This is a genomic window from Streptomyces sp. NPDC045021 (assembly GCF_056432645.1).
The window spans coordinates 151,640-177,702 of the sequence record NZ_JBWKIQ010000004.1 but is presented as its reverse complement, the minus strand read 5'-3'; the positions used below and the strand labels follow the sequence as shown (position 1 = coordinate 177,702).

The window sequence follows — 26,063 nt, the reverse complement described above, 5'->3', positions numbered from 1 at the left end:
CACCTTCGGTGACGGACATCATCAGGCTCTGCGACGGGACGTCATCAGGCGCTGCAGCAGGACGAAGGCGAACAGCAGCGTGCCGACCGCGATCTTCGTCCACCAGGAGCTGAGCGTGCCCTCGAAGGTGATGATGGTCTTGATGACCCCGAGGACGAGAACGCCCAGCAGGGTTCCCAGGACGTAGCCGGAGCCGCCGGCCAGGATCGTCCCGCCGATCACGACGGCGGCGATCGCGTCGAGCTCCGTTCCGACCAGGTGCAGGCTGTAGCCGGACAGCGTGTAGAGCGTGAACAGCACCCCCCCGAGGGCCGAGCACACTCCGCTGACCGTGTAGGCGCGGATCACCGTCCGGCCGACCGGGACACCCATCAGCAGCGCCGACTGCGCGTTGCCGCCGACCGCGTACACCGCGCGGCCGAAGCCCGTGTAGTGCAGCGTCAGGAAGGCCACGGCGACGACGGCCAGGGCGATCACCACCGACCAGGAGATGAACACTCCGCCGGGAAAGGTGACATGGGACTGCGCCAGGGTCGTGAAGACCGCGTTGTCGATCGGGATCGCGTTGGTGCTGATCAGGTAGCACAGGCCCCGCGCGAAGAACATCCCGGCCAGCGTCGCGATGAAGGGCTGTACCTCGAAGTGATGGATGGCGTAGCCCATGGCGCCACCGATCAAGGCCCCGACCACCAACACCAGCGGGATGACCAGGGCCGGAGGCCATCCGTGCTGCTGGACGAGCGTGGCACACAGCATCGTGGAGAGCGCGGCGACGGCTCCGACCGAGAGGTCGATGCCACCGGTGAGGATCACGAACGTCATACCGACCGCGATGACCAGCAGGAACGCGTTGTCCACGAACAGGTTGGCGATGGTCTGGCCGGCCAGGAAGTCCAGGTAACGGTAGTTGCCCGCTTCGAGGGTCAGCGCGAACAGGACAGCGGTGGCCATGACCGGGACGTAGTCGCGGTGCTGGGCCAGGAATGTGCGCACGCCGCGGCCGGCGGCTGCGCGGGGCTGGGTCGCGCTCACAGGGTGGTCGCCTCCTTCGGGCTCTGGGCGGCGTTCGCCGGTGCGTGGCTCCGGGAGGAGTCGGAGCCGTTTTTGGTGGCGTCCGTGAGTACGCCACCGCTGGTGCCTGGAGTGCGGGGCGCCTTGCGTGACAGCACCTTGGCGCGGAACGCCGGGGACTGCAGAAGACAGACCGCCATGACAACCAGCGCCTTGAACACCAGCGTCGTCTCGGGCGGCACGCCGACGGTGTAGACCGTGGTGGAGAGCGTCTGGATGACGAGGGCGCCGATCGCGGTCCCGCCGAGGTGGAACCGACCACCGGTGAGCGAGGTCCCGCCGATGACCACGGCGAGGATCGCGTCGAGCTCGATCCACAGACCCGCGTTGTTGCCGTCGGCGGCGGCCACGTTGGAACTGATCATCAGTCCGGCGCCCGCGGCGCACAGCGCACAGAACGCGTAGACGGCGATGGTGAGCCCCCGGGCCCGGATTCCGACCAGCCGGCTGGCCTCCCGGTTGCCGCCGACCGACTCGAGCAGCAGCCCCAGTGCGGTGCGCCGGACGGCGAGGCCGGTCAGTACGAGCACCGCGGCGGCGATCAGTACCGACAGCGGGAGGCCGAGTTCGTACCCGCCCCCGATCAGGTGGTAGGGCTCGCTGTTGACCGTGATGATCTGGCCGCTGGTGATCATCTGTGCGACGCCGCGACCCGCCACCATGAGGATCAGGGTGGCGATGATCGGCTGCATGCCGATCCCGGCGACCAGCACGCCGTTCCACACTCCCAGAGCGGTGCACACGGCGAGTGCGAGCAGCACCGCGACGACGACACCGCCGACGCTCTTCTGGTCGGTGAGCTCGCTGATGTTCAGACAGGCCACGGCGCCGGAGATGGCGACCACGGCGCCGACCGACAGATCGATCCCACCGATCGCGATGACCAGGGTCATCCCGACGGCGACCAGCAACAGCGGGGAGCCGAGCCGCAGGATGTCGATCAGGCTGCCGAAGAGGTGGCCGTCGCGGATCTGGATCGAGAAGAAGTCCGGGGTGTAGATGACATTGGTGATCAGCAGCGCAACAAGCAGCACGAGAGGCCAGAACAGCCGGTGGCCGGCCAGCCTGCCGACGATGGGCGGCATCAGTGGGTCCCTCCGGTCGCGATGGTCTCCATCAGCCGGTCCAGGGTGAGATCGGCGGTGTTGGCGAGAGTCGCCACGAGCTCGCGGTCGCGCAGTACCGCGACCGTGTCGGAGAGGCTCAGCACCTCTTCGAGTTCGGCGGAGACGTAGACCACCGCCATGCCGTCCTCCGCGAGCGAGGCCACCAGCCGCTGGATCTCGGCCTTGGCCCCGATGTCGATGCCCCGGGTCGGTTCGTCGAGGATCAACAGCTTGGGTTCGGTGATCAGCCAGCGGGCGAGCAGCACCTTCTGCTGGTTGCCGCCGCTCAGGTTGCGGACGACCGCTTCCGGGTTCTGCGGGTGGATGTGCAGCGCCGCGATCCAGTGCGCGACCAGCTCCTCCGTCCTGCGGACGGGAAGCGGTCTGATCCAACCGCGGGCGGCCTGGAGGGCGAGGATGATGTTCTCCCGGACCGTCAGGTCGGGGATGATGCCCTCGGTCCTGCGGTTCTCCGAACAGAAGGCGATGCCACGGCGGATGGCGGCGCGCGGACTGCGCAGGACGACGGTCCGACCGTCGACCGTGAGACTGCCGGTGTCGGCACGGTCGGCGCCCGCCAGCAGCCGGGCCGTCTCGGAACGCCCGGCCCCGAGCAGCCCGGCGAGGCCCAGTACCTCCCCCGGGCGCACGGTGAGGTCGAACGGTGCGACGGCGCCCTTGCGTCCCAGAGCGTGCGCCTCGGTGAACGGGGTCCCGGCCGGCCGGGCGCGGTCACCCCGGCCACGGTCGGTGAGTTCACCGAGCTCCTGACCGAGCATCGCGGAGACCAGCTCGATCTGCGGCAGGTGCGCGGTGCGGTACTGCCCGACGAGACGCCCGTCTCGGAGCACGGTGATCCGGTCGGACACGTCGTAGACCTGGTCCAGGAAGTGCGTCACGAACAGGATCGCCACGCCCTCGCCGCGCAGCCGGCGGATCACCTTGAACAGCTGGGTCACCTCCTCGCGGTCCAGGCTGGAGGTGGGTTCGTCGAGGATCAGCACCTTCGCCCGGATGTCCACGGCGCGGGCGATGGCGACCATCTGCTGCAGGGCGAGCGGGATGGTGTCCAGCGGAGCGCGGACGTCGATGTCCAGGTCGAGGTCGGACAGCAGCTCACGGGCGCGCCGGCGCACTTCGGACCACACGATGCGGCCGCGCCTGCGGGGCTCGCGGCCCAGGAAGATGTTCTCCGCGACCGACAGGTTCGGGCAGAGGTTGACCTCCTGGTACACGGTGCTGACGCCGGACCGCTGCGCCTGCAGCGGGCCGGCGAACCGGACCGGGCTGCCGTCCAGCGTGACGGTCCCGGCCTCGGCCTCGTACACGCCTGTCAGCACCTTGATCAGCGTGGACTTCCCGGCGCCGTTCTCGCCCATCAGGGCGTGCACTTCACCGGGATACAGCTCGAGATCGACCTCAGATAGGGCCCGGACGCCGGCGAACTCCTTGGTGATGCCGGTCATCCGGAGGATGGGTTGAGCGGGGGTGAGCTGCGGCGTCGACATGGGAGCTCCTCTCCTCGGGCCGCTTGCCGGTCCGGCCGGGGGTCGGGGGTGCCCCCCTCGGGCACCCCCGACCCGGATCACCGGATCAGTACTGGCGGTTGGGGAGTTCGGCGGCTGCCTTGTCCTTGGTGAAGACGCCTTCCTTGGACTCGACCCGGGCCGGCACCTCGGCCTTGTCCTTCAGCTTCTGTACCAGGTCCATGACCTGCGGGCCGATCAGCGGGTTGCACTCGACAACGACCTCGATCTTGCCGTCGACCATCGCCTGGAAGGCATCCTTGACGCCGTCGATCGAGACGATCCGGATGTCCTTGCCCGGCTTGAGACCGGCCTCCTCGATCGCCTGGATGGCACCCATGGCCATGTCGTCGTTGTGCGCGAAGAGGACGTTGATGTCCTTGTGCGCCTTGAGGAAGGCCGTCATGACCTCCTTGCCCTTGGCACGGGTGAAGTCACCGGTCTGGTCCGCGACCAGCTTGAACTTGGGGTCCTTGAGGACCAGGTCCTCGAACCCCTTCTTGCGGTCGATGGCCGGGGCGGACCCGGTGGTGCCTTCGAGCTCCGCGATGTTCACCGGGCCGGTGTTGCCCTTCTCCGCGTCCAGCAGCCACTGGCCGGCGGACGTCCCCTCCTTGACGAAGTCGGAGCCGATGAACGTCTTGTAGAGGGACTTGTCCTGCGTGTCGATCGCCCGGTCGGTGAGGATCACCGGGATTCCGGCCGTCTTGGCTTCCTTCAGTACGGTGTCCCAGCCCGTGACGACCACCGGCGAGAAGCCGATGACGTCCACCTTCTGCTGGATAAAGGTGCGGATCGCGGCTATCTGGTTCTCCTGCTTCTGCTGCGCGTCGGAGAACTTGAGCTCGAAGCCGGCGGCCTTCGCCGCGTCCTGGATGGACTTGGTGTTGGCGGCGCGCCAGCCGCTCTCGGAGCCGACCTGCGAGAAGCCGAAGACCAGCTTCTTGGCACCGTTCGCGTCCGTGCCGCTGCCCGCGGCGGCCTTCTTGCCCGCCCCGCCGCAGGCGGCGAGGGACACGCACAGAGCGACGGCCAGCAGGGCCGCGGCGGTGTTGCGCGTACGGAGTCTTGCTGGGGTGGAGGCGGTGAGGGACATCGTGCACTCTCCTTTGAGCCGGAAAAAACCCTGCGATGTGTGACCTGGTGGTACGACTGCGAATGCGGCCGCAGCCGCTCAGAAGCCCCGCGCCAGACGGTGGTACGCCTGGTTCCAGCGGATCTCCTTGGTGAACTGGCGGATCGTGGTCTCCGCGTCGATGACCAGGAGTTCCGCTCCGGCCATCTCCGCGAAGTCCTCGAGCTCTTCCCTCCCGACGGCGCTGGAGAGCACGGTGTGGTGCGGACCGCCGGCCGTGAGCCATGCCTCGGTCGAGGTCCGCAGGTCGGGCTGCGGCTTCCACACCGCGTGGGCCACCGGGAGGTTGGGCAGCGGCTCGGCGGCGGCGACCACGTCGATCTCGTTGGCGACCAGCCGGAACCGGTCCCCCATGTCGGCGAGGCCCACGACCACCGCCGGACCCGGGGTGGCTTCGAAGACCAGCCGCACGGGGTCCTCCCGGCCGCCGATGCCCAGCGGGTGGATCTCGCACGAGGGGACCTCGGCGGCGATCGACGGGCAGACCTCGAGCATGTGCGCGCCGAGGATGACCTCCTGGCCGGCCTCCAGGTGGTAGGTGTAGTCCTCCATGAACGACGTCCCACCGGGCAGACCGGCGGACATCGCCTTCAGCGTGCGCAGCAGCGCGGAGGTCTTCCAGTCCCCCTCGCCGCCGAAGCCGTAGCCGTCCGCCATCAGGCGCTGCACGGCAAGACCGGGCAGCTGGCGCAGCCCGCCGAGGTCCTCGAAGTTGGTGGTGAACGCCTGGAAACCGCCGTCGGTGAGGAACTCCCGCATGCCGAGTTCGATCCGCGCCGCGTACCGCAGCGAGTTGTGCCGCTCCGCTCCGAGGCGCAGTTCGGGCGCGAGGCGGTAGCTCTCCTGGTACTCCTTGGTCAGCTCGGTGACGTCGGCGTCGGCCACCGCGTCCACCACGGCGACCAGGTCGTTGACCCCGTAGGTGTTGACCGAGACGCCGAACCGCAGCTGCGCCTCGACCTTGTCGCCCTCGGTGACGGCGACGTCGCGCATGTTGTCACCGAACCGCGCTACCCGCAGCGTGCGCAGGGCATTGTGCCCGACCGCGGCTCGGGCCCAGGCACCGATGCGCAGGGTCACCGACGGGTTGCTGACGTGTCCGGCGACCGTCTTGCGGGGCACTCCCAGCCGGGACTGGATGTACCCGAACTCGCGGTCCCCGTGGGCCGCCTGGTTCAGGTTCATGAAGTCCATGTCGATGGAGCTCCACGGCAGTTCCCTGTTGGCCTGGGTGTGCAGGTGCAGCATCGGCTTGCGCAGCGCGTCGAGGCCGGCGATCCACATCTTGGCGGGGGAGAACGTGTGCATCCAGGACATCACGCCGACGCAGTCGTCCGCGGCGTTGGCGTCGAGGCAGACCCGCCGGATCGCCTCCGCGTCGGTGAGCACGGGCAGCCACTTCACCCGGACCGATAGGTCCGGACTCTCGTTGAGGGCCGCGGCGATCTGCTGGGACTGTTCGGCGACCTGCTGGAGCGTGTCCGGTCCATAGAGCCCCTGGCTTCCGGTGAGGAACCAGACTTCACGGCCTTCGAGCGACTTCATTGCTGAGCTCCTTCGCGGCCGGCGGGCTGCTGGCCGTACACGTTCTGATAGCGGTCGTAGAGCGAGTCGATGTCCGGCGCGGCGATGCCGACCGGTTCCCCGAGCTGACGGGAGATGTGGACGGTGCGGGCGACGTCCTCGCACATCACGGCTGCCTTGACGGCGGCCTTGGCGTCCTTGCCGATGGTGAACACACCGTGGCTCTTCATCAGCACGGCGGGCGAGCGGTGTCCCCGGAGGGCGGCCACGATGCCCTGGCCGATCGAGTCGTCGCCGATCAGCGCGAACGGGCCGACGGGGATCTCCGCGCCGAACTCGTCCGCCATCGCGGTGACGACGCAGGGCACCGCCTCACCGCGGGCCGCCCAAGCGGTGGCGTAGGTGGAGTGGGTGTGCACCACGCCCCCCACTTCGGGCATGTGGCGGTAGACGAAGGCGTGGGCGGCGGTGTCCGAGGACGGGTTGTGCGCCCCCTCGACGACCTTGCCCTCCAGATCGCAGACGATCATGTTCTCGGGTGTCAGGTCGTCGTAGGAGACACCGCTCGGCTTGATGACCATCAGGTCGTGGCCCGGCACGCGGGCCGAGACGTTCCCCGCGGTCCACACCACGAGCTGGTAGCGGACGAGTTCCTGGTGCAGATCACTGACCTGCTGCCGGATCAGCTTGATCGCTGCGTCGGTCTCGGGGACGAACGTGGGATCGGTCATGGGATCGTTCCTGGGATCGGTCATGAAAACGGCCTTCCGTGCGCGTCAGTTGGCGGCAGAGGTGCTGGTCTCGTTGCGCAACTCGCGCAGCCGGTGCAGCACGCCCCTGTGCTCGCCTCCGAGCAGGTCGTGCAGAGCGCGGTACTCGGCGAACAGCCGGTCGTACGCGTCGGCGCGGGCGGCGTCCGGGAGGTACTGGTCCTTGTGCACGCGGCCCATCACCTCGGCGGCGGCCGGCACGCTGTCGTAGGCCCCGGCCGCCACCGCCGCGTGGATGGCGGAGCCCAGAGCCGGCGCCTGCTCGGAGGCGGCAACGCTCAGCGGGCGGCGCAGCACGTCCGCGTAGATCTGCATCAGCAGCGCGTTCCTGGTGAGGCCGCCGGCCACGGTGAAGCGGGTGACAGGAACGCCGGAGTTCTCGAAGGCCTCGACGATGACCCGGGTGCCGAAGGCGGTCGACTCCAGCAGCGCCCGGTAGATCTCCGGCGGGCGGGTGGCCAGGGTGGCACCGACCAGCACCCCGGAGAGCCGGTGGTCGACCAGCACCGAGCGGTTTCCGTTCCACCAGTCGAGCGCCACCAGTCCGTGCCCGCCGACCGGTTGCCCGGCGGCCAGCCGGGTCAGCAGCTCGTGCAGGCTGATGCCCTCGGCGGCGGCCTGCGCGTGGTAGGTCGGCGGGATGCCGTGCTCGACGAACCAGCCGAAGATGTCGCCGACGCCGCTCTGTCCGGCTTCGAAACCCCACAGCCCGTCGACCACTCCCCCGTCGACCACCCCGCACATGCCGGGGACCTCGGCGACCTGCTCACCGTTGAGGATGTGGCAGGTGGAGGTGCCCATCACGGCGAGCAGCTCGCCGGCCCCGGCCGACCTGGCCGCCGGGGCGGTGACGTGGGCGTCCACGTTGCCGACCGCGACGGCGATGCCCTCCGGGAGTCCCGTCCAGGCGGCGGCCCGGGCCGTCAGGCCCCCGGCCCGGCCGCCCAGCGGGGAGAGCGGGTGCTCCAACCTGGTCTGCGCGAAGTCCGCGAAGCCGGGGTTGAGGGCGGCCAGGTACTCGGCCGACGGGTAGCCGCCGTTCTGGTGGATCCCCTTGTATCCGGCCGTGCAGGTGTTGCGGGTTTCGACCCCGGTGAGCTGCCAGACGATCCAGTCGGCCGCCTCGATCCAGCGGTCGGTCCGCCGATAGGTGTCCGGGTCCTCCTCCAGCACCTGAAGGGCCTTGGCATACTGCCACTCGGAGGAGATCAGGCCGCCGTAGCGGGCGATCCACTCCTCACCGCGCTCATGGGCCAGTGCGGTGATCCGGTCGGCCTGGGGCTGGGCCGCATGGTGCTTCCACAGCTTCGGCCAGGCGTGCGGCCGGGTCCCGAGCTCCGGACGGAGACAGAGCGGGGTGCCGTCAGCGCTGGTGGGAAGGCAGGTGGAGGCCGTGAAGTCGGTGCCGATGCCGATCACCGCGGCGGGGTCGATCCCGGCGGCGGTGATCGCCTTGGGGACGGCCTGGCGGATCACGTCCAGCCAGTCCTCCGGATGCTGGAGCGCCCAGTCCGGTGGAAGCGGGGCGTTGCTGCCGGGCAACCGGTCGTCGATGACCGCATGGGAGTACTCATGGACGGCGCTGCCGATTTCGGCACCGTCCGCGACACGGACGACGACGGCGCGCCCGGAGAGCGTGCCGAAATCGATACCCAGGACGTAGTCGGTCGGTGCGGTGTCGGCCGACCCGGAAGCCTCTGCCCCCGTGCTGGCGGGTGCAGCAGCATCCACAGGATTGTTAGCGTTAACAACCACAGTCAAGTTCTCCGTTCGATGATGGGGCTGGGGCGCCTTGCCCGCGCCCGAATGGGGTGCGCGAGCCACTCCGGCAGGCGAAAACCCGATGCGATCAGCCCGACCAGAACACCGGCCACCTCGGCGCGCAGGGCGCACGGAGGTTTCCGACCCCCAGAGTGTGAGCGTTAACAACTGATGTCGTCAATGCTCTGAGCAGGTCACAAATCAGCAACGGGCGCCTTCGGGCCGGAGCCCCGAGGCACCTTCCATCCGCCCATCGGGCGCCGGCGCCGAAGAAGTCTCCCGACGGCGGCAACCTTCACAGCGGCGGCGGCAACTGGAGGGCTGACGGTCCCTCCGCACCAAAGGAACGACATCACGTGTCTGTCCCCTCGCACCGCCGCCCGCCCTCCCGGCGCCTCGTCGCTCTGATCGGCGCCGCCTCCCTGGCGACCGCCGGCCTCGCCGCCATACCACTGACCATGGGTGCGGGCGCCGCCGCCGTCGACCTCGCGCACTCGGCCCTGCCCGCCAACGACGGCTGGGCCGCCGGCGGCCCGGGCACCACGGGCGGACAGGCCGCCGACTCCGCCCACACCTTCACCGTCTCCACCCGGCCCCAGCTGGCCAAGGCCCTCAAGGCCGGCCCCACCGACGCACCGCGGATCATCCAGATCAAGGGGGTCATAACCGCGGGCCTGGAGCCCGCCACCGGCCTGCCCGCCAAGCTCGCCAGGACGGCGGGCGCGGGCATCCTCACCGCGGCGGGAGGCACCGCCTGACGGCGTCATCCGAACGTGCCCCCGAGGTTCCGCCCCCGAGCTCACTGGTTGCTATGCTGCCGCCTCCCCATTTGATGTGAACGCTCACATACCTGAGGAGGTCACCCCGGACATGCTTCTCGAAGACGCATCCGCCGAGTTCCACGACTTCTTCGAGCGCCACTATGCCGAGCTGGCCCGCCTCGCCCATCTCCTGACGGGCGAGGCGGACGCCGCGGACGACCTCGCCGCGGACGCGCTGACCGCGCTCTGGCATCGCTGGGACCGGGTGCAACGAGCGGACCACCCACTCGCCTACGCCCGGGGCGTGGTGTCCAACATGGCACGCAACCGCATCCGTGGCGCGGTCCGTGAGCGCCGCCGCGTCGCGTTGTTCTGGGCCCGGCACAGCGACCGGGCGGAGGACCCGGACATCGCAGCCGTCATGGACGTACGGGCCGCGCTCGACCGGCTGCCATTCCGCAAACGCGCGTGCGTCGTCCTGCGGCACGCCTTCGACCTCTCCGAGAAGGACACCGCGCTCGCCCTGGGAATATCGGTCGGTACGGTGAAAAGCCAGACCTCCAAGGGCCTGGCGGAACTGGAACGAACACTCAGCAGACGCGCCACCGAGGAACTGGCGGGGAGGAGGAACTGATGGACGATCTGCACGATCAGCTGCGACAGGCCGCCGCCGCCCACCAACCGAACCGGGCGCGCATCCTCGCCCGCGTCCAACGGAGCATGATCCCGTACTCCACCGCCACCGACCTCACGACCCCCGATCTCACCACCGCCGATCGCGCCGACGCCCGGAACGCCCGACACCGCAGCCGGGTCACCCTGTCCTGGCCGAAGATCGCGCTCACCACACTCGCGACCGCCGCGACGCTGGGTGTCGGAGGCCTCGCCGTCGGAGCCGTGGTACGGAACCACGAACCGCGGCAGGAGGCGGCCATCGGCAGTCCGGGGACACCCCGGTCCCCCTCACCCGGTTCCTCGCACCCCGCTGCGCCCCACGCCCCCGGGACCCAGGAGCCGGCCGGCACGCCGCCACTCTCCGGGTCCGGTCGGCCGTCCCCGCTGGCCACCACGCCCCAACCCGGCCGCACGTCAGCCACCCCACCCGGCCCCGCGCAGACCGAGGACGGGCCCCTGTGGGCGGACGGGTCCGTCGATCCCCACAGCAACAGCTTCTGGGCCCAGAGCAACGTCACCGTCAAGACGCGAAAGCCGCTGACCGCGCTGGCCGTGGAACTCCGCATCACCCAGACCGGCGGCGTCAGGAGCACCGGTAGCTGGCAGACGCTGCCCGGCGACGACTTCACCCTCTCCGTACGGGAGGACGGCGGCGCACTCGTCTACCGCTGGACGCTCAAACCCGGCAGGACCGTCCCCGTGGGACAGCACGTCTTCGCCGGCCAGTACGACCACGCCGCGGGTGGCCGGGACGCCAGGGGCGACACCTACCGGGCGGATGCCGGTACGACGGACGCGAAACCCTCGGTCCGGGGCGCCTTCGCACCCGGCAGCTGACCGGGAGGGGGCTCCCTCGGGCGGGCCCGGTCTCAGCGGCCGTGCCCGGCCGTGCCCAGTCCCTCATCATGCGGAGGGGCGGCCCGACGCCGGTCGGGCCCTGGGCCGCGGTGCGATACACAACGGTGACCATCGGGGCCTTGACGGTCTTTCTGTTAGCGTTAACACTCTTGTAACGCCAGGCCAGTGACATGGCCCGGCCGAGCATCGGCGGGGCTCTCGCCACAGCCGCTGCGCCCCTTGTCGGCGAGCGTGATCCGTGCGGCGGCCCCTGCGCCCTCATCCCGGAAAACACGGGGAGCGGACCGGTCCGAGAACACCGGGGTCATACGGAGGCCGTACACGGGCCCCGATGATCGCGGCACATCACTGGAGGAAGTGTGCGGAAAGTTTCGATCGGCCTCGTCATAGTGGCGCTGACAGCACTGTTGGCAGCCTGCGGGCAAAGTACCAACGGCGTCGGCGCCCACGCGAAAGACGCTGATGCCAAGGGCGGTCTGGTGGGCATCGCGATGCCCACCAAGTCCTCGGAACGGTGGATCAACGACGGCGCCAACATGGTCAAGCAGTTCCAGGCCAAGGGGTACAAGACCGACCTCCAGTACGGCGACAACATCGTGGAGAACCAGGTCTCCCAGATCGAGAACATGATCACCAAAGGCGCCCGGCTGCTGGTGATCGCGGCGGTCGACGGCTCCTCGCTCACCGACGTGCTGCAGAAGGCCGCCGACGCCGACATCCCGGTGATCTCCTACGACCGGCTCATCCTCGGCACCAAGAACGTCGACTACTACGCGACCTTCGACAACTACAAGGTCGGTGTCCTCCAGGGCACCTACATCGCCGACAAGCTCGGTCTCAAGGACGGCAAGGGCCCGTTCAACGTCGAACTGTTCGGCGGCTCACCGGACGACAACAACGCCCCGTTCTTCTTCAAGGGCGCGATGAGCGTGCTCAAGCCGTACATCGACAGCAAGAAGGTCGTCGTCCGCAGCGGCCAGACCAGCTTCAACCAGGTCGCCACTCTGCGCTGGGACGGCGGGCTCGCGCAGTCCCGGATGGACAACCTGCTCAGCAAGTCCTACACGACAGCCCGGGTCGACGCCGTGCTCTCCCCCTACGACGGCATCTCGATCGGCATCCTGTCGTCCCTCAAGGGCGTGGGGTACGGCGGCTCGGGCAAGGAACTGCCCATCGTCACCGGCCAGGACGCGGAAGTGGCCTCGGTGAAGTCCATCATCGCCGGCGAGCAGACGGAGACCGTGTCCAAGGACACCCGCGCGCTGGCCAAGGTGGCGGTGCAGATGGGTGATGCGCTGCTCACGGGCGGAAAGCCCCAGGTGAACGACACCACGCAGTACAACAACGGGGTCAAGGTCGTGCCGGCCTTCCTGCTGCAGCCGATCAGCGTCGACAAGGACAACTACCTCAAGGTGCTGGTCGACAGCGGGCAGCTCTCCGCCGGTCAGCTCAAGTAGCCGGCCGGGGCACCTGTCCCGACCAGTCCCCGGCGGCCCGTCGCCGGGCCTCCAGAACACGTGGCGGGGCGGCCCCCGAAGATCCGGCCGGCCGCCCCGCCACCCGACCCGAACGGATGCACATCATGGCCGGACCCGTCCTGGAGATGCGTTCGATCAGCAAGTCCTTCCCCGGCGTCAAGGCCCTCTCCGACGTCAATCTGAGCGTCGCGCCCGGCGAGGTCCACGCCGTCTGCGGTGAGAACGGCGCCGGCAAGTCGACCTTGATGAAGGTACTCAGCGGGGTGTACCCGCACGGCTCGTACGAGGGCGAGATCCTCTTCGAGGGTGAGTCGTGCGCCTTCAAGGACATCCGGGCGAGCGAGCAGCGTGGCATCGTGATCATCCACCAGGAGCTCGCCCTGGTGCCCTATCTGTCCATCGCGGAGAACATCTTCCTGGGCAACGAGCACGCCTCGCGCGGCTTCATCAACTGGCAACGCACCCTCACCCACGCGAAGAAGCTCCTCCAGCGGGTCGGTCTGCGGGAGAACCCGCAGACGAGGGTCGCGGACATCGGGGTGGGAAAGCAGCAGCTGGTCGAGATCGCGAAGGCGCTGGCCAAGGAGGTCAAGCTGCTGATCCTGGATGAGCCGACGGCCGCTCTGAACGACGAGGACAGCCGCAAGCTGCTCGACCTCATCCTCGAGCTCAAGGCGCAGGGGATCTCCTGCATCATCATCTCGCACAAGCTCAACGAGATCGCCCGCGTCGCGGACTCCGTCACCATCCTGCGGGACGGCCGGACCATCGAGACCGTCGCCGTCGGCAAGGAGGGCATCTCGGAGGACCGCATCATCCGCGGCATGGTCGGCCGCGATCTGGACCACCGCTACCCCGAACGGACCCCCGACATCGGCGACGTCGCCTTCGCCGTCGAGGACTGGACCGTCCTCCACCCGATCGACCACCAGCGCAAGGTGGTCGACGCCGTGTCGGTGCATGTACGGCGCGGCGAGATCGTCGGGGTCGCGGGGCTGATGGGCGCCGGCCGTACCGAGCTCGCGATGAGCGTCTTCGGCCGCTCCTACGGCCGGTACACCGGAGGGCGGGTGCTGCTGAACGGTGTGGAGATCAGGACCCGTACGGTTCCGGAGGCGATCGGCCACGGCCTCGCGTACGTCACCGAGGACCGTAAGCAGCTCGGGCTCAACCTGACCGAGGACATCAGCCGCAACATCTCGCTGACCGCCCTCGGAAAGGTCTCCCGGCGCGGCTGGGTCAACGAGTACGAGGAGACCCGGGTCGCGGAGAAGTTCCGCGCCTCGATGAACATCAAGGCGCCCTCGGTCTTCGCGGAGACCGGCAAGCTCAGCGGCGGCAACCAGCAGAAGGTCGTCCTCAGCAAGTGGATCTTCTCCGAGCCCGAGGTACTGATCCTCGACGAGCCCACCCGCGGTATCGACGTCGGCGCCAAGGCCGAGATCTACACGGTGATCGCCGATCTGGCCGCGCAGGGCAAAGCGGTGCTGGTCATCTCCTCGGAACTGCCCGAACTGCTCGGCCTGTGCGACCGCATCTACACGATGGCCGAAGGCCGGCTCACCGGCGAGACGGACCGCGCGAACGCCACCCAGGAATCACTCATGCGCCTCATGACCGTGAGCGCGGCAACCCAGAACGAGCAGGTGTGACGCATGGCCCAGACACAGACCTCCGGCATCGAGGCGAGCACGCCGACCGACGGTAAGCCGACGGGCTCCGAGGGCGGCGCCGGCCGGGTGGGGCAGCAGCTGGCCCAGGCCATGCGCGGCAACATCCGCCAGTACGGCATGCTGGTCGCTCTCGCGCTGATCGTCCTGCTCTTCCAGATCTGGACCGGCGGCACCCTGCTCAAGCCGCTCAACGTCACCAATCTGATCCAGCAGAACAGTTACATCCTGATCCTCGCCATCGGCATGATGATCGTCATCATCTCGGGCCACATCGACCTGTCGGTCGGATCGCTCGCCGCCTTCGTCGGCGCGGCCGCCGCGGTCATGATGGTCAAGCACCAGGTGCCCTGGCCGGTGGCGCTCGTCGCCGCGCTGCTGATCGGCGCCGCCGCCGGAGCCTGGCAGGGGTTCTGGATCGCGTACGTCGGTATCCCGTCCTTCATCGTCACGCTGGCGGGCATGCTGCTGTTCCGCGGCGGCACCCAGATCCTGCTGCAGGGCCAGTCGGTGGCCCCGTTCCCGCGCGGCTTCCAGAAGATCAGCAACGGGTTCATGCCGGAGGTCGGCCCGCACACCAACTACCACAACCTGACGCTGCTGCTCGGCATCGGAGTGCTCGCCATCGCACTGCTCCAGGAGGTTCGCGGCCGCCGGCAGGCCGCCGACTTCGGACTCGAACTGCTTCCGCTGGGCTTCTTCCTCGCCAAGCTGGCGGCCATCACCGCGGCGGTGACCGTGTTCACCCTGCTGCTCGCCAGCTACCACGGCTTCCCGATCGTCCTGCTCATCCTGGGCGCCCTGCTGGTCGGCTTCGGCTATCTCATGCGCAACTCGATCCTCGGGCGGCACACCTACGCGATCGGCGGGAACGAGCCGGCCGCTCGGCTGTCTGGTGTGAAGAGCAAGCGCGTGGTCTTCCTGGCCTTCGTGAACATGGGCGTCCTGGCCGCGCTGGCCGGCATGGTCTTCGCGGCCCGCCTCAACGCCGGTACGCCGCAGGCGGGTATCAACTTCGAACTGGAGGCGATCGCGGCGGCCTTCATCGGCGGCGCCTCGGCCGCCGGTGGCGTCGGCACCGTCCTCGGCGCGATCATCGGCGGTCTGGTGCTCGGAGTGCTGAACAACGGCATGTCCCTGGTGGGCATCGGTACCGACTACCAGCAGGTGATCAAGGGCCTGGTGCTGCTGGCGGCGGTCGGCTTCGACGTCTACAACAAGCGCAAGGTCGGCTCCTGACCTGTCCCGCTCCCACCCCGTGACCGCTGCCGGCCTCCGAGACCTGTTCCCGGGGGCCGGCGGCGTGCCGCGGCCGGTCTTCGCCCCGGCGGGTTCAGACCACCGGAGTCGTCGTGCTGCCGCGCACGATGAGCTGGGGTTCGATCACATGGTGCGGGATCGCTCCGCGGTCGCCGCCCTCGATCCGGTCCAGGAGCAGCCGGATGCTGGCCCTCCCGACCGCGGCGAAGTCCTGCCGGACCGTGGTCAGCGGAGGTGCGAAGAACTCCGCTTCGGGGATGTCGTCGAAACCGGCGATCGCCACGTCCACCGGGATCCGCACCCCGGCCTCCCGGAAGGCGCGCATGATGCCCAGCGCCATCTGGTCGTTGGCGGCGAACACCGCCGTCAGATCGGAGCCGCCGGCTCCCCGGCGGCCGACGCGGCCGGCGAGCACCTGGCCGGCCCGGTAGCCGGAGAGCGGGCTCCAGTCCCCGATCAGCGGCGGTGGCACGTCGGCGCCCGCGTCCCCCAGGGCCGCGCGCCAGCCCGCCATGCGGGCCGCCGCCTCCAGCCAGTCCTGCGGCCCGGCGACGTGCCATACGGTGCGGTGACCGCACTGGAGCAGATGCTCGGTGACCAGCCGGGCACCCAGGTTCTGGTCCACCGACACACTGGGAATCTCCAGGTCGTGGCCGCCCTCGACGGTCACCACCGGGAACGGGTGCCGGAGTTCGAAGAGCGCCGCCGCCGCCTCGCGCTGTGGGGTGATCACCACAGCCCCTTCCACGCCCCACTCACCGAGGTGCTTCAACGCCTCGGTCAGGCTGTGCCGGCTCAGTGCCCGCCCGCTCACGGTCGAGACCATGTATCCCTCGGCCCGAGCCGATTCCGCCAACCCCGCGACCGTGCTGGCGGGACCGAACAGCGTGGTGTCCGCCGCGACGACGCCCAGTGTGCGGGTACGGCGGGTGGCCAGGGCCCGCGCGGTGGAGTTGCGCCGGTAGCCCAGCTCGTCGATCGCCTTCTGTACGCCCGCCCGGGTCACCTCGCGCACGTTCGGATGGCCGCTGAGCACCCGGGACACGGTCTGATGGGAGACCCCCGCCAGCTGGGCCACGTCCGCCATGGTAGGGGGACGGGTGTCTTCGGCAGACAGCGGCACAGACCCTCCTGGAGCTGACACGATGAAGCACGGATGTGCGTTGTTAACGATAACAAAGTTGCCAGTCCGGGGTTGTGCGGGCCGGCCCGCCGAGAACGATCAGGAAGACAGCCGATGACGATCACTTCGCCGACCAACTGGGCCGGCAACGTAACCTTCCGGGCCCGGCGGGTGCACCGCCCGTCCTCGGTCGAGGAGTTGAGCCGCATCGTGGCCTCGTCGGAGAGCGTCCGAGCGCTCGGGACCGGGCACTCCTTCAACCTCGTCGCGGACACCGACGGCGACCTCGTGCGACTCGACGGCCTGCCGCGCCGCATCGACATCGACCGCCGGGCGTCGACCGTGACCGTCGCCGGCGGACTGCGGTACGCGCAGGTCGCCGGGCGGCTGCACCAGGAAGGCTTCGCCCTGGCGAATCTGGCGTCGCTGCCGCAGATCTCCGTCGCGGGCGCCATCGCCACCGGCACGCACGGCTCGGGCAACGCCCTGCCCGGTCTGGGCGCGGCCGTCGCGGGATTGCGCCTGGTAGGTCCCGGCGGCCGGGTGACGGAGCTGCGCCGCGAGAATCCGCAGGACCGGTTGGCCGGCGCGGTGATCGGGCTGGGCGCGCTCGGCGTCGTCACCGATGTCACGCTGGACATCGAGCCGGCTTTCGACATCGCGCAGTGGGTCTACGAAGGGCTGACTCTGGACCGGCTGTCGGCCGGCTTCGAGGAGATCTCGGGCGCCGCCTACAGCGTCAGCGTGTTCACCGACTGGCATACCGATGATGCCCAGGTCTGGCTCAAGAAGCGGACGGACCGCCCGAACCCGGGGAACCCTGGCGACAACTGGCTGGGCGCCCGGCCGGCCCACCGTGCGTGCCACCCGATCCCCGGCATGGACGCGGTTGCCTGCACCGCGCAGTCGGGCGTCGCCGGACCGTGGCACGAGCGGCTCCCGCACTTCCGGCCGGACTTCACACCGAGCAGCGGCGCGGAGTTGCAGTCCGAGCTGATCCTCCCGCGCGCGGCGGCCCGCGAGGCCTTCACGGTGCTGCGCCACCTCGGCACGCTGATGCGCCCTTGCCTGCAGACCTCGGAGATCCGCACCGTCGCGGCGGACGACCTCTGGCTCAGCCCCGCCTACCGGCAGGATTCCGTTGCCCTGCACTTCACCTGGACCGAGGACACGGCGGCCGTGCTGCCGGTCGTCGCCGCCATCGAGAACCTGCTCGTTCCGCTCGGGGCCCGGCCCCACTGGGGGAAGCTGACCACGATCGCGCCGGAGAACGTCATCGGGCTCTACGAACGGGCCGCCGACTTCCGGCAGCTGATGACCACGCATGATCCTGCCGGGGTCTTCCGAAACGCCTTCGTGGACGGCCTGTTCCCGGCCCGGTCGTAGCCCGGTCGTAGCCCGGTCGTAGCTCAGCCCCGGCACCCGGCCGGGGCTGAGCTACGACTTCTAGCGGGACGGGGCCGGGGCCGTGCTCCGGCGCAGCACCATTTCCGGGGCCACCAGGATGTGGTGGGGCGCGTGGCCGGACCCGGCCAGCTCCTCCACCAGGAGCTCCAGCGCGCGGCGGCCCAGCTCACCGAAGTCCTGGCGCACGGTGGTCAGCGGCGGGGAGAAGTACGCGGCCTCGGAGATGTCGTCGAATCCGACGACGCTGATGTCGCCCGGGATCGCGCGACCCGACTCGTGGAGCGCCCGCAGCAGCCCCAGTGCCATGTGATCGTTGGCGCAGAACACCGCCGTCACCGAGGGGTCCGCGGCGATCCCCAACCCGGCCTCGTATCCCGAGCGGGAGCTCCAGTCCCCGCTGCGGACCGGCGGCACCGGCGCTCCCGCCTCCTTGAGCGCCTTGCGCCAGCCGTCCTGGCGGGCCGTGGTCTCCAGCCAGCCGGGCGGGCCGGCGACATGGTGCACGGTGGTGTGCCCGAGGTCGAGCAGGTGCCGGGTGGCGGCGAGCGCACCCGACTCGTTGTCGATCGCGACCATCGGCACGCGGGACTCGCTGCCGGAACCGACCGCGACCACCGGCACGACGGTCGAGAGCTTGCCGATCGCGCTCACCGCCGAGGTCTGCGGCGCGATCACCGCGATGCCCTCCACGCCCTGGTCGCGGAGCCGGTCCACTGCTTCCTGCACCGAGCGGCTGTCCAGGGACCGCAGGCTCGCCACGCTGACGAAGTAGCCCGCGCTGCGCGCCGCCTGCTCGATCCCGTCGAGCATCGAGGCCGGCCCGTAGAGGACGCTGCCGAAGCTGACGACGCCCAGCGTCTGGGAGCGGCGGGTGACCAGGGCGCGGGCCGCCGAATTGGGCCGGTAGTCCAGCTGGCGGATCGCGGCGAGCACCCGGTCCCGGGTCTCCTCGCGCACATGCGACGCACCGTTGAGAACCCGCGAGACCGTCTGGTGGGACACCCCCGCGACCCGAGCCACGTCCGCCATCACCGGCGGACGCTCTTCCGGATCCATCCGTCCACTGCCCACTGTCAGCCCCTCATCGGCGAGTACCCGCGGCTGCGCGCCCTGGGGGGACCTTCGCACGGGTATAGGAGAGAGTCTATTTGTTCGCGATCACAGAACAAGGCGCGGCCACCGGGCCCGCCACCGCCGGTCAGGCGCGGAGCCTGCCGGCACACTCAGTGGTGGGAGCGGCTCCAGCTGACCGCCCAGCCCGCGAGACCGGCCGCCAGCCCGAACGCCGCGCCGACCGTCAGCCGGCGGGGCCACCGGACCGGGCCGTCCGGCGACTCGCCCGGCTCCGGTTCGCGCTCGCGCTCGCGGTCCGTACCGGAAGGCGTATCGGTGGACGTCAGCCGGGCCACCACATACTCCGGGAGCGCCTCCCAGCGCACGGCGCCGCCCTGGGCCCGGGAGGCGGCGAACGCCGCGGACGGGTAGGGCGCCTGCGAGCCGTCACCGCTCTCCCAGAACTCCCGGAACCGCTGCCGGCAGCGGCGCCGGCCCTCGTCCAGGACGCCGGCACCCGTCGTCGGGTCGAAGCACCGGACGCGCTCCACGACGCCGTCGATCACGGGAATCCGCCGGCCGTGCTCGTCCCGCAGCGGCACTCCCGGCCGTCCCGCGCCCCCCTCCAGCTCGCCCAACCGGACCCGGAAGAGCAGCACGAAGTCACCGGCGGCCGTGCCGCTTACGACCCGGTACCTGGCATGGCCCGGTGGCGTGGGCTCACCGCCCGCCAGGTCGTACAGCAGGCCCGCCAGATCAGCCTCGCGGAGGAACTGCGGGGCCACGACCACCCGGTAGGTCGTCACATGGCCGCGGCTGATCAGGAACGGCCAGAACTCCTCAGCTGAGGACTGTGCCGTCATTCTCCGGACTCCTCTCGAAGGCCTGCAGCTCCTCGACCAGCCGGTGCAGGACGAACTGCGCCGCGGCGGCGTCATTGGTGACCGCGTTGACACTCCGCTTGCGGAAGGACCTCTGCAGACGGCGGGCCTTGCGCAGCTCGCTGGGCGGAAGGTTCACAGCGTTCGCGACCGCGCCCGTACCGGAGGACAGGAGCGCGGCGACCAGATGCACGGGCACCTGGATGCCGCTGGTGGCCAGCACGGTCGACAAGGGCGTCGCGACCGACGACGCCAGAATCCTGGTGAGGTCGGAGAACCATCCCCCCTGCCGCCGGCCCCGCTCCTCCTGCCGTAACCGGTCCTGCTCCGCCTTGGCGGCCCGGTAGGCACGGGAGACGAGGTCGGGCAACACCGCGGCGAAGGCCATGTCCACATTGAGCGGCCTCGGCCGGGCGTTGTGCCGCTTGTGCATCCCTCCGTCGGCGCCGAGAACGGCGAACTCACGGCCCACGGAGCTGACGGGTATCAGCCGCATCCGCCCCGGCGGGACCGGCATCCTCCGGACCTGCCAGTCCTTCCTGCTCATGGCCAGGGTCGCGAAGTCCGGGTGCTCCATGAGGCGTTCGCGGATCTGTCGCAGCGAGTAGTGGCCGGCCAGCAGATCCCACTTGGTGATGACGAAGTGGATCGGGCCGTCACAGTCCTGCATGAGCGAGAACACCTGCGTCATGTCGCGATCGAGGAACTCACCGTTGCCCTGCATGAGTTTCAGGACCTTGCGCCCGTCCAGCAGGCCCAACAGCGCGTCGGCCGACCGCAGCGTGTCCTCCAGCCGGTCCTGTTCGCTGCTGCCCGACTGCGGGTCGGTGAGCCGGTCACCGGCATAGTCGATGTAGCGGACCTTCAACGCGGTGTACGTGCCGTGCTGGCTCTTGACCTTGCACGAGAATGTCCATTCGGGAAAGACATTGCCGTCGGTGGGCAGCGGCCACTCCCCCGGGCCCGCGACCTCGTTGTAGATCTGGGCCAGCTTGTGCTCCTGCTGCCGCCCCTCCGGCTTCAGATAGCACTTGAGCTGCGGATGTTCCAGCTTCAGCATGTGCCACAGCGCCGCGAGATAGACCGTCTTGCCGGCCCCTGACGGTCCCAGCGTGACAATCGTGTACGTCACCGGCTCTTCCATCGTCTCCCCCGAAAACCTCGTGCCCGGTGTCGCTCTGCCCGGGCCGCGTCCTCAGCCTTCCCTCGGCACCGCGTGACGACACCGCCCGCCAACCCTCGATGCGGCGGCCTGGGCGGACGCCGTGCTCATCCGCCCAGGATGTTACAAGCAGGGGGGGCTCAGGAGGCGCTGCCGGTGAGCCGACGCAAGGACGACACCAGTTGGTCCACCTCCTCCGGCGTGTTGTAGAGCGCGAGCGAGGCGCGCGCCGCGGATTCGAGGCCGTAGTGGGCCAGTGCCGGCTGGGCGCAGTGGTGGCCGGCACGGACGGCGATGCCGTCGCGGTCCAGCCGGTCGGCGACCGCGGCCGGGTCCTGGCCCGCGAGCGTGAAGGTCAGCACGGCGATCCTCTCGGGTGCGGCGCCCACCATGTCGAGGCCGGGAACCATCGACAGGGCCTGTTGCGCGTAACCCATCAGCTGCTGCTCGTAGGCGGTGACGGCGTCCCGGTCGAACGACGTCAGCCAGTTCAGCGCGGCCAGCAGTCCGACCACACCGGCGATATGGCCGGTGCCTGCCTCCAGCCGTTGCGGAACGGGCGCGTAGACGGTGCGGGCGAAGCTGACCGACTCGATCATGTTGCCGCCCCCCTGCCACGGCGGCATGCTCTCCAGCACGTCCGGCTTCCCGTACAGCACACCGATGCCCGTGGGGGCGAAGATCTTGTGCCCGGAGAACACGTAGAAGTCGGCATCCAACTCCTGGACGTCGACGGGGAAGTGCGCGACCGCCTGGGCCCCGTCCACGAGCACCCTGGCCCCGTAGCGGTGCGCCAGTGCCGTCATCTCCCGCACCGGCGGGACCGTGCCGAGTACGTTCGACGCCTGGCTGACCGCGACGAGCCGGGTCCGTGCGGAGAGCAGGTCGGCGTAGGCGTCCTGGTCGATCTGCCCGTCCGGCCGGAGCGGGACCGGAACCACCCGGGCCCGGGTCTCCTTGGCGATCAACTGCCAGGGGACGATGTCCGAATGGTGCTCCAGGACCGGCACCAGGATGTCGTCCCCCGGGCCGAGGTTGGCCCGCCCCCAGCTCTGGGCGACGAGATTGATCGCCTCCGTGGTGCCGCGTGCGAAGACGATGTTCTCCGGGGAAGCGGCGCCCAGGAACTCGGCGACCGCGGCCCGGCCCGCCTCGTACGCCTCGGTCGCCTCTCGCGCCAGGGTGTGCGCGCCGCGGTGGATGTTGGAGTTGGCCGCGCTGTAGTAGGCGGTGAGCGCCTCGATCACCTGGCGCGGCTTCTGCGTGGTGGCGGCGTTGTCCAGCCAGACCAGCGGACGGCCGTTGACGGGGCGCTGCAGTATCGGGATGTCCCGCCGCGCCATCTCGGGAGAGAAGGCGCCGTGGTTCCTGCCCGGGGCCGCGCGCTCCGTAACGTCAGGAGTAGTCATGGTAGTTGTGCACCTCGACGTTCCGGAGCACGGCGGTGGCGTCCTCCACCAGCACCGCGGTGTTGAAGTAGGCCGTCATCAGATACGAGGTGATGCCCTTCTGGTCGACGCCCATGTTCCTCATGGACAGCGCCGGTTCGACCTCGTCCTGGACCTTCGTGGGCCGCAGCCCCACCACGCCCTGCTCGGCCTCGCCCACCCGCATCAGCAGGATCGAGGTGGTGCCGGCGCCGCCCCGGCCGGTGAACCCCACCTTGTCGGAGGGGAGCAGCGGTACGCCCCGCCACGTCAGCAGCGGGCTGCCGAACCTGCTGTCGGTCAACGGGGGCACCCCTCGCCGCGTACACTCCCGCCCGAAGGCGGCTATCGCGCTGGGGTGCGCGACGAAGAAGCCGGGCTGCTTCCACACCTTCGCCAGCAACTCGTCCAGGTCATCGGGGGTCGGCGATCCCGTGCGCGCCTGGATGCGCTGTCCCGGGGCGACAGTGTTGAGCAACCCGAACTCCGGGTGGTTCAGCATCGACGACTCCTGTCGCTCCCGTAGCGCCTGGATGGTCAGATTGGCCTGGGCACGGGTCTGGTCGATGGGCCCGTTGTACAGATCGGCGACGCGGGTGTGCACCCGCAGCACGGTCTGCGCGAGGCTCATGTGGTACTCCCGCGGAGTGTCCTCGTAGTCCACGAACGTTCCCGGGAGTACCGGTTCTCCGACGTGGTCGGAGGTGACATCCACCGACACCTCGGCACCCGGCACCGGCATGTCGCCGGCCAGGTAGGAGTCGAGCCCCGCCCGCAGAGCTTCGCTCCGGGTGGCCAACCCGTCCAGCGCGCTGCGGTCGACGCAGAGCGCCACCCCGGGGGTGAGGGCCTGGATCCTGTAGGTCATCGGCTCGGCGCGGGTCCAGGCGTCGAGGTCGAAGTACTGGCCGTCCCCGATCACTTCGAGCAGTGCGTCCTCGCCGTATCGACCGGTCGCACGCTTCTCGGCCCGGCCCTGTACGAGCACCCACAGGCGGTCGGCGGTGTCACCCGCCGCGGCCAGTAACTGTCCGGACTCGAAGGTGACCTCCGTGAACGCGGCGGCCAGTTCGGTGAGCAGCGCTTCGTCGGCGTCCCGCAGATACGGCACCTCCCGCAGGTCCTCCGGGACGATGCGGTGGGTGCCGTCCTCGGTGTAGCTGCTGATCAGGTCGTCGCCCAGGACGAAGGTGCGACGGCGGTTGACGCGGTAGACACCCGACTCGACGTCCACCCAGGGCAGCGCGCGCAGCAGATAGCGCGGGGTGATGCCGCGCATCTGCGGAGTGGTCTTGGTGGCGGTGGCCAGCTGTCGTGCCGCATCCGGGCCGAGAGTCAGTCGATCGTTCACAGGAGCCTCCTCGAAGACGGGCGTCACATCCGGACGGTGGCCCGGTATGACGCCGGAACGAGGTGATCGTCGTCTCGGCATCGGCCTGTCACAAGGCGGCATTGTGAGCACTGGGCGTGAAATGTGCGTTTCGCGAAAGGTGCACCCTCGTGGCCTCGGAAATGCCGGATGCACCCTTTCTTTCGGCGCTTATTTATGACGTAATTTGCTCCATTATTGAACCTTTGCGATCCTGAAAGGCCCGCTTGGAGGACTTTCCGCCCCAAGGAACCACAGTTCACGGACTCCCTCCGAGACGCCGCCGGTCAGCGGTCGATGACAGCCATGTTCCCCTCGTCGTGGCGCTCGCCGGCGGCCGGAGTGAGGTTGCCGAGTCGTTCGAGCTGTGCGTCGGTCAGCCGGATCGCGTCGGCGGCGGTGTTCTCCTCGACGCGGGCGACCCGCTTGGTGCCGGGGATCGGGGAGATGTCGTCACCCTGGGCGAGCAGCCAGGCCAGGGCGATCTGTGCCGGCGTGGCTTCCGCCTCGGCGGCGACGGCCCTGACCTCGTCGACGATGCGCAGGTTGCGCTGGAAGTTCTCGCCGGTGAAACGCGGGTTGGTCCTGCGCCAGTCGTCGTCGGCGATGTCGTCGACGGAGCGGATCGTGTGCGAGACGAAACCGAACTTGGTCGCCAGCACGACCTGGTCGCGGCGGCCCTTGAGGGCCTGGCCGACCAGCTCCTCGTTGGTGTACGGGCCGTAGAACTCGGCGGTGTCGAGGTGGGTGACGCCCAGGTCGAGTGCCCGGTGGATGGTGCGGATCGACTCGGCGTCGCTGCCCCGCTGGTCGGCGACCTGACGCTCGACTACGTGGTCCTGACGGTCGAAGGGGACCAGGAACAGAGCCTCGTCATCTACACCCCCGAGCCCGCTTCCCCCTCCGCCGAGGCGCTCGACCTCCTCGCCGGCTGGACCGGCACGTCCACCATCGAGCGGCACATCGCCCAGGACCGCCGAGCCGTCTGACAGGCCTCGCGCCGACCCCGGCCAAAATCTCGTCCGTCCCGGACCGCACCCCCGCTCGCAGGGATCCGCCGAAAGTGTGACAGTGGAGACATGAGCTGGGCTTCTTGGACTACGACAGGAGTCTTCGCGGGTCGCGGCGGCGTGCACACCGATGAGGCGGGAGTCCTGACGGGCGACCTCACCGTGCACACCACGTGGTCCGGTGATGAAGCGCGCGTCGCGGTGCAGTACAGCGGCTCATCGGACTGGTTCACCATGACCGGCAGCCCCATCCCCTGCCCTTCGGAGGCAGAGAGCCGGGTACTGCACGACGACGTGGTCGCAGCGGTGCGCGCCGGCACGGCCGACACCGTCCCACATCAGTGACCCCGGTCCCCGGCCCCCGGCCGGGGTGACCGCCCGACGCCACGCCCACCGACGGTGGAACCCGCGCCGACGGTCAAGGCCGGTGCCAGATCATGCGTGATCATTCCCTTGCACCGGACGTGGCTCACGCATACACGCCAGACGACTGTCACGGACCGTGCCCGGCGGACCGGGCTCGGGCACTCTCGGGTCCCGCACCGGGCGGCGCCGCCTGTCGCCGCGCCCCCTGACCGCGATGCTCATGACCGGCGCGATCGCGCTCGCCGTGGCCCCCCGCGCTCGCCACCCCCGGAATCTCGGCCGCCGTCCCGCCCGCCGCCGTCCGGGCCTCGCGGCCTGACCGCTCCGGTGCTGACCGGGAAGGACGCGGCGTGGGCGGACTGGTCGGCAGGCAACCCCAGGAACGCCACGCACGACACCGCCTCCTTGGCATGGTCGGCGGGCGCGGCCGTCTCCACCGTTGACGACCTGCGGCGCTGGGCGAAGATCCTGGCCACCGGAACCCTGCTGAGCCCGGAACTCCAGCAGCACGGGACCACCCGCGTTCGATTTCTGACCACTGTCCTCCCTGCTGCCCCACGAGTCACAAATGGGTAACTGATCGTGCGTCAATTCCGGTACCAAGTACGGGCTATGGCCAGGTCGCCTATTCTCCTTTCACCGCAGCTGCGCATCATTGGGGCGGGTGACT

General features: G+C 69.6%; 23 protein-coding genes. 9 read left to right on the top strand and 14 right to left on the bottom strand.

All coding sequences use genetic code 11. The features are described 5' to 3' along the window. Window positions 1-21 precede the first annotated feature (21 nt). The 7 genes from yjfF to araB all read right to left on the bottom strand — a co-directional run bounded on the left by yjfF (window position 22) and on the right by araB (window position 8,788). Window positions 22-1,032: a galactofuranose ABC transporter, permease protein YjfF gene (yjfF, locus tag AC07DC_RS14960; RefSeq protein WP_478914802.1), complete on the bottom strand. Its 1,011-nt coding sequence runs from the start codon at window positions 1,030-1,032 to the stop codon at window positions 22-24. Further along, a complete protein-coding gene (locus AC07DC_RS14955) occupies window positions 1,029-2,156 on the bottom strand; it encodes an ABC transporter permease (protein WP_478914801.1) in 1,128 nt (375 codons plus the stop codon). The genes yjfF and AC07DC_RS14955 overlap by 4 nt, the downstream gene beginning before the upstream one ends. Further along, window positions 2,156-3,685, bottom strand: coding sequence for a sugar ABC transporter ATP-binding protein (locus AC07DC_RS14950; RefSeq protein WP_478914800.1), 1,530 nt, complete (start codon window positions 3,683-3,685; stop codon window positions 2,156-2,158). The genes AC07DC_RS14955 and AC07DC_RS14950 overlap by 1 nt, the downstream gene beginning before the upstream one ends. Window positions 3,686-3,770: 85 nt before the next feature. After that, complete coding sequence (locus tag AC07DC_RS14945) at window positions 3,771-4,799, bottom strand: ABC transporter substrate-binding protein (RefSeq protein WP_478914799.1); 1,029 nt, start codon at window positions 4,797-4,799, stop codon at window positions 3,771-3,773. Window positions 4,800-4,877: 78 nt separating this feature from the next. Continuing rightward, complete coding sequence (gene araA / locus AC07DC_RS14940; protein WP_478914798.1) at window positions 4,878-6,383, bottom strand: L-arabinose isomerase; 1,506 nt, start codon at window positions 6,381-6,383, stop codon at window positions 4,878-4,880. Further along, window positions 6,380-7,093, bottom strand: a complete 714-nt coding sequence (locus AC07DC_RS14935) for an L-ribulose-5-phosphate 4-epimerase (RefSeq protein WP_478914797.1) — start codon at window positions 7,091-7,093, stop codon at window positions 6,380-6,382. The genes araA and AC07DC_RS14935 overlap by 4 nt, the downstream gene beginning before the upstream one ends. A 45-nt stretch (window positions 7,094-7,138) precedes the next feature. Next, window positions 7,139-8,788, bottom strand: a complete 1,650-nt coding sequence (gene araB / locus AC07DC_RS14930; RefSeq protein WP_478915134.1) for a ribulokinase — start codon at window positions 8,786-8,788, stop codon at window positions 7,139-7,141. 461 nt (window positions 8,789-9,249) lie between these two features. Between araB and AC07DC_RS14925 the strand changes: the two genes are divergently transcribed. The 6 genes from AC07DC_RS14925 (at window position 9,250) to mmsB (ending at window position 15,574) form a co-directional block, all read left to right on the top strand. After that, entirely contained in the window at window positions 9,250-9,651 is a 402-nt protein-coding gene (locus tag AC07DC_RS14925) for a hypothetical protein (RefSeq protein ID WP_478914796.1), read from the top strand. 112 nt (window positions 9,652-9,763) lie between these two features. Further along, a complete protein-coding gene (locus AC07DC_RS14920) occupies window positions 9,764-10,288 on the top strand; it encodes a SigE family RNA polymerase sigma factor (protein ID WP_478914795.1) in 525 nt (174 codons plus the stop codon). Continuing rightward, window positions 10,288-11,166, top strand: a complete 879-nt coding sequence (locus tag AC07DC_RS14915) for a hypothetical protein (RefSeq protein WP_478914794.1) — start codon at window positions 10,288-10,290, stop codon at window positions 11,164-11,166. The genes AC07DC_RS14920 and AC07DC_RS14915 overlap by 1 nt, the downstream gene beginning before the upstream one ends. A gap of 380 nt (window positions 11,167-11,546) precedes the next feature. Beyond that, window positions 11,547-12,644, top strand: a complete 1,098-nt coding sequence (gene chvE, locus AC07DC_RS14910; RefSeq protein ID WP_478914793.1) for a multiple monosaccharide ABC transporter substrate-binding protein — start codon at window positions 11,547-11,549, stop codon at window positions 12,642-12,644. A gap of 125 nt (window positions 12,645-12,769) precedes the next feature. Next, window positions 12,770-14,317, top strand: a complete 1,548-nt coding sequence (mmsA, locus tag AC07DC_RS14905; RefSeq protein ID WP_478914792.1) for a multiple monosaccharide ABC transporter ATP-binding protein — start codon at window positions 12,770-12,772, stop codon at window positions 14,315-14,317. A 3-nt stretch (window positions 14,318-14,320) separates the two neighbouring features. Continuing rightward, entirely contained in the window at window positions 14,321-15,574 is a 1,254-nt protein-coding gene (mmsB, locus tag AC07DC_RS14900; protein ID WP_478914791.1) for a multiple monosaccharide ABC transporter permease, read from the top strand. A gap of 94 nt (window positions 15,575-15,668) precedes the next feature. On the opposite strand, the gene AC07DC_RS14895 is transcribed toward mmsB, so the two are convergent. Continuing rightward, window positions 15,669-16,718 (bottom strand): LacI family DNA-binding transcriptional regulator, encoded by a 1,050-nt coding sequence (locus tag AC07DC_RS14895; protein ID WP_478914790.1) that lies wholly within the window; start codon window positions 16,716-16,718, stop codon window positions 15,669-15,671. Between the two features lie 114 nt (window positions 16,719-16,832). Here AC07DC_RS14895 and AC07DC_RS14890 point away from each other — a divergent pair, with 114 nt between their 5' ends. Beyond that, window positions 16,833-18,104 carry a D-arabinono-1,4-lactone oxidase gene (locus tag AC07DC_RS14890; RefSeq protein WP_478914789.1) on the top strand — a complete coding sequence of 424 codons (1,272 nt, stop codon included), beginning with the start codon at window positions 16,833-16,835 and terminating at the stop codon, window positions 18,102-18,104. A gap of 60 nt (window positions 18,105-18,164) precedes the next feature. Here AC07DC_RS14890 and AC07DC_RS14885 read toward each other — a convergent pair whose 3' ends face one another. From AC07DC_RS14885 to AC07DC_RS14860, 6 genes are all read right to left on the bottom strand, one after another. After that, complete coding sequence (locus tag AC07DC_RS14885) at window positions 18,165-19,181, bottom strand: LacI family DNA-binding transcriptional regulator (protein ID WP_478915133.1); 1,017 nt, start codon at window positions 19,179-19,181, stop codon at window positions 18,165-18,167. A 167-nt stretch (window positions 19,182-19,348) separates the two neighbouring features. Beyond that, window positions 19,349-20,041: a hypothetical protein gene (locus AC07DC_RS14880; RefSeq protein WP_478914788.1), complete on the bottom strand. Its 693-nt coding sequence runs from the start codon at window positions 20,039-20,041 to the stop codon at window positions 19,349-19,351. After that, window positions 20,019-21,191, bottom strand: a complete 1,173-nt coding sequence (locus AC07DC_RS14875; protein WP_478914787.1) for a hypothetical protein — start codon at window positions 21,189-21,191, stop codon at window positions 20,019-20,021. The genes AC07DC_RS14880 and AC07DC_RS14875 overlap by 23 nt, the downstream gene beginning before the upstream one ends. A gap of 170 nt (window positions 21,192-21,361) precedes the next feature. Beyond that, window positions 21,362-22,630 (bottom strand): SufS family cysteine desulfurase, encoded by a 1,269-nt coding sequence (locus AC07DC_RS14870; protein WP_478914786.1) that lies wholly within the window; start codon window positions 22,628-22,630, stop codon window positions 21,362-21,364. Then, window positions 22,617-23,999: a family 2B encapsulin nanocompartment shell protein gene (locus tag AC07DC_RS14865; RefSeq protein WP_478914785.1), complete on the bottom strand. Its 1,383-nt coding sequence runs from the start codon at window positions 23,997-23,999 to the stop codon at window positions 22,617-22,619. The genes AC07DC_RS14870 and AC07DC_RS14865 overlap by 14 nt, the downstream gene beginning before the upstream one ends. Window positions 24,000-24,304: 305 nt before the next feature. After that, the gene (locus AC07DC_RS14860; protein ID WP_478915132.1) at window positions 24,305-24,877 is read right to left on the bottom strand and encodes an aldo/keto reductase; all 573 of its coding nucleotides are present in this window, start codon (window positions 24,875-24,877) and stop codon (window positions 24,305-24,307) included. Here AC07DC_RS14860 and AC07DC_RS14855 point away from each other — a divergent pair. Beyond that, a complete protein-coding gene (locus tag AC07DC_RS14855; RefSeq protein ID WP_478915131.1) occupies window positions 24,761-25,006 on the top strand; it encodes an MmyB family transcriptional regulator in 246 nt (81 codons plus the stop codon). The two genes, AC07DC_RS14860 and AC07DC_RS14855, sit on opposite strands and share 117 nt — an antisense overlap. 90 nt (window positions 25,007-25,096) lie before the next feature. Further along, entirely contained in the window at window positions 25,097-25,372 is a 276-nt protein-coding gene (locus AC07DC_RS14850) for a hypothetical protein (protein ID WP_478914784.1), read from the top strand. Window positions 25,373-26,063: the final 691 nt, after the last annotated feature.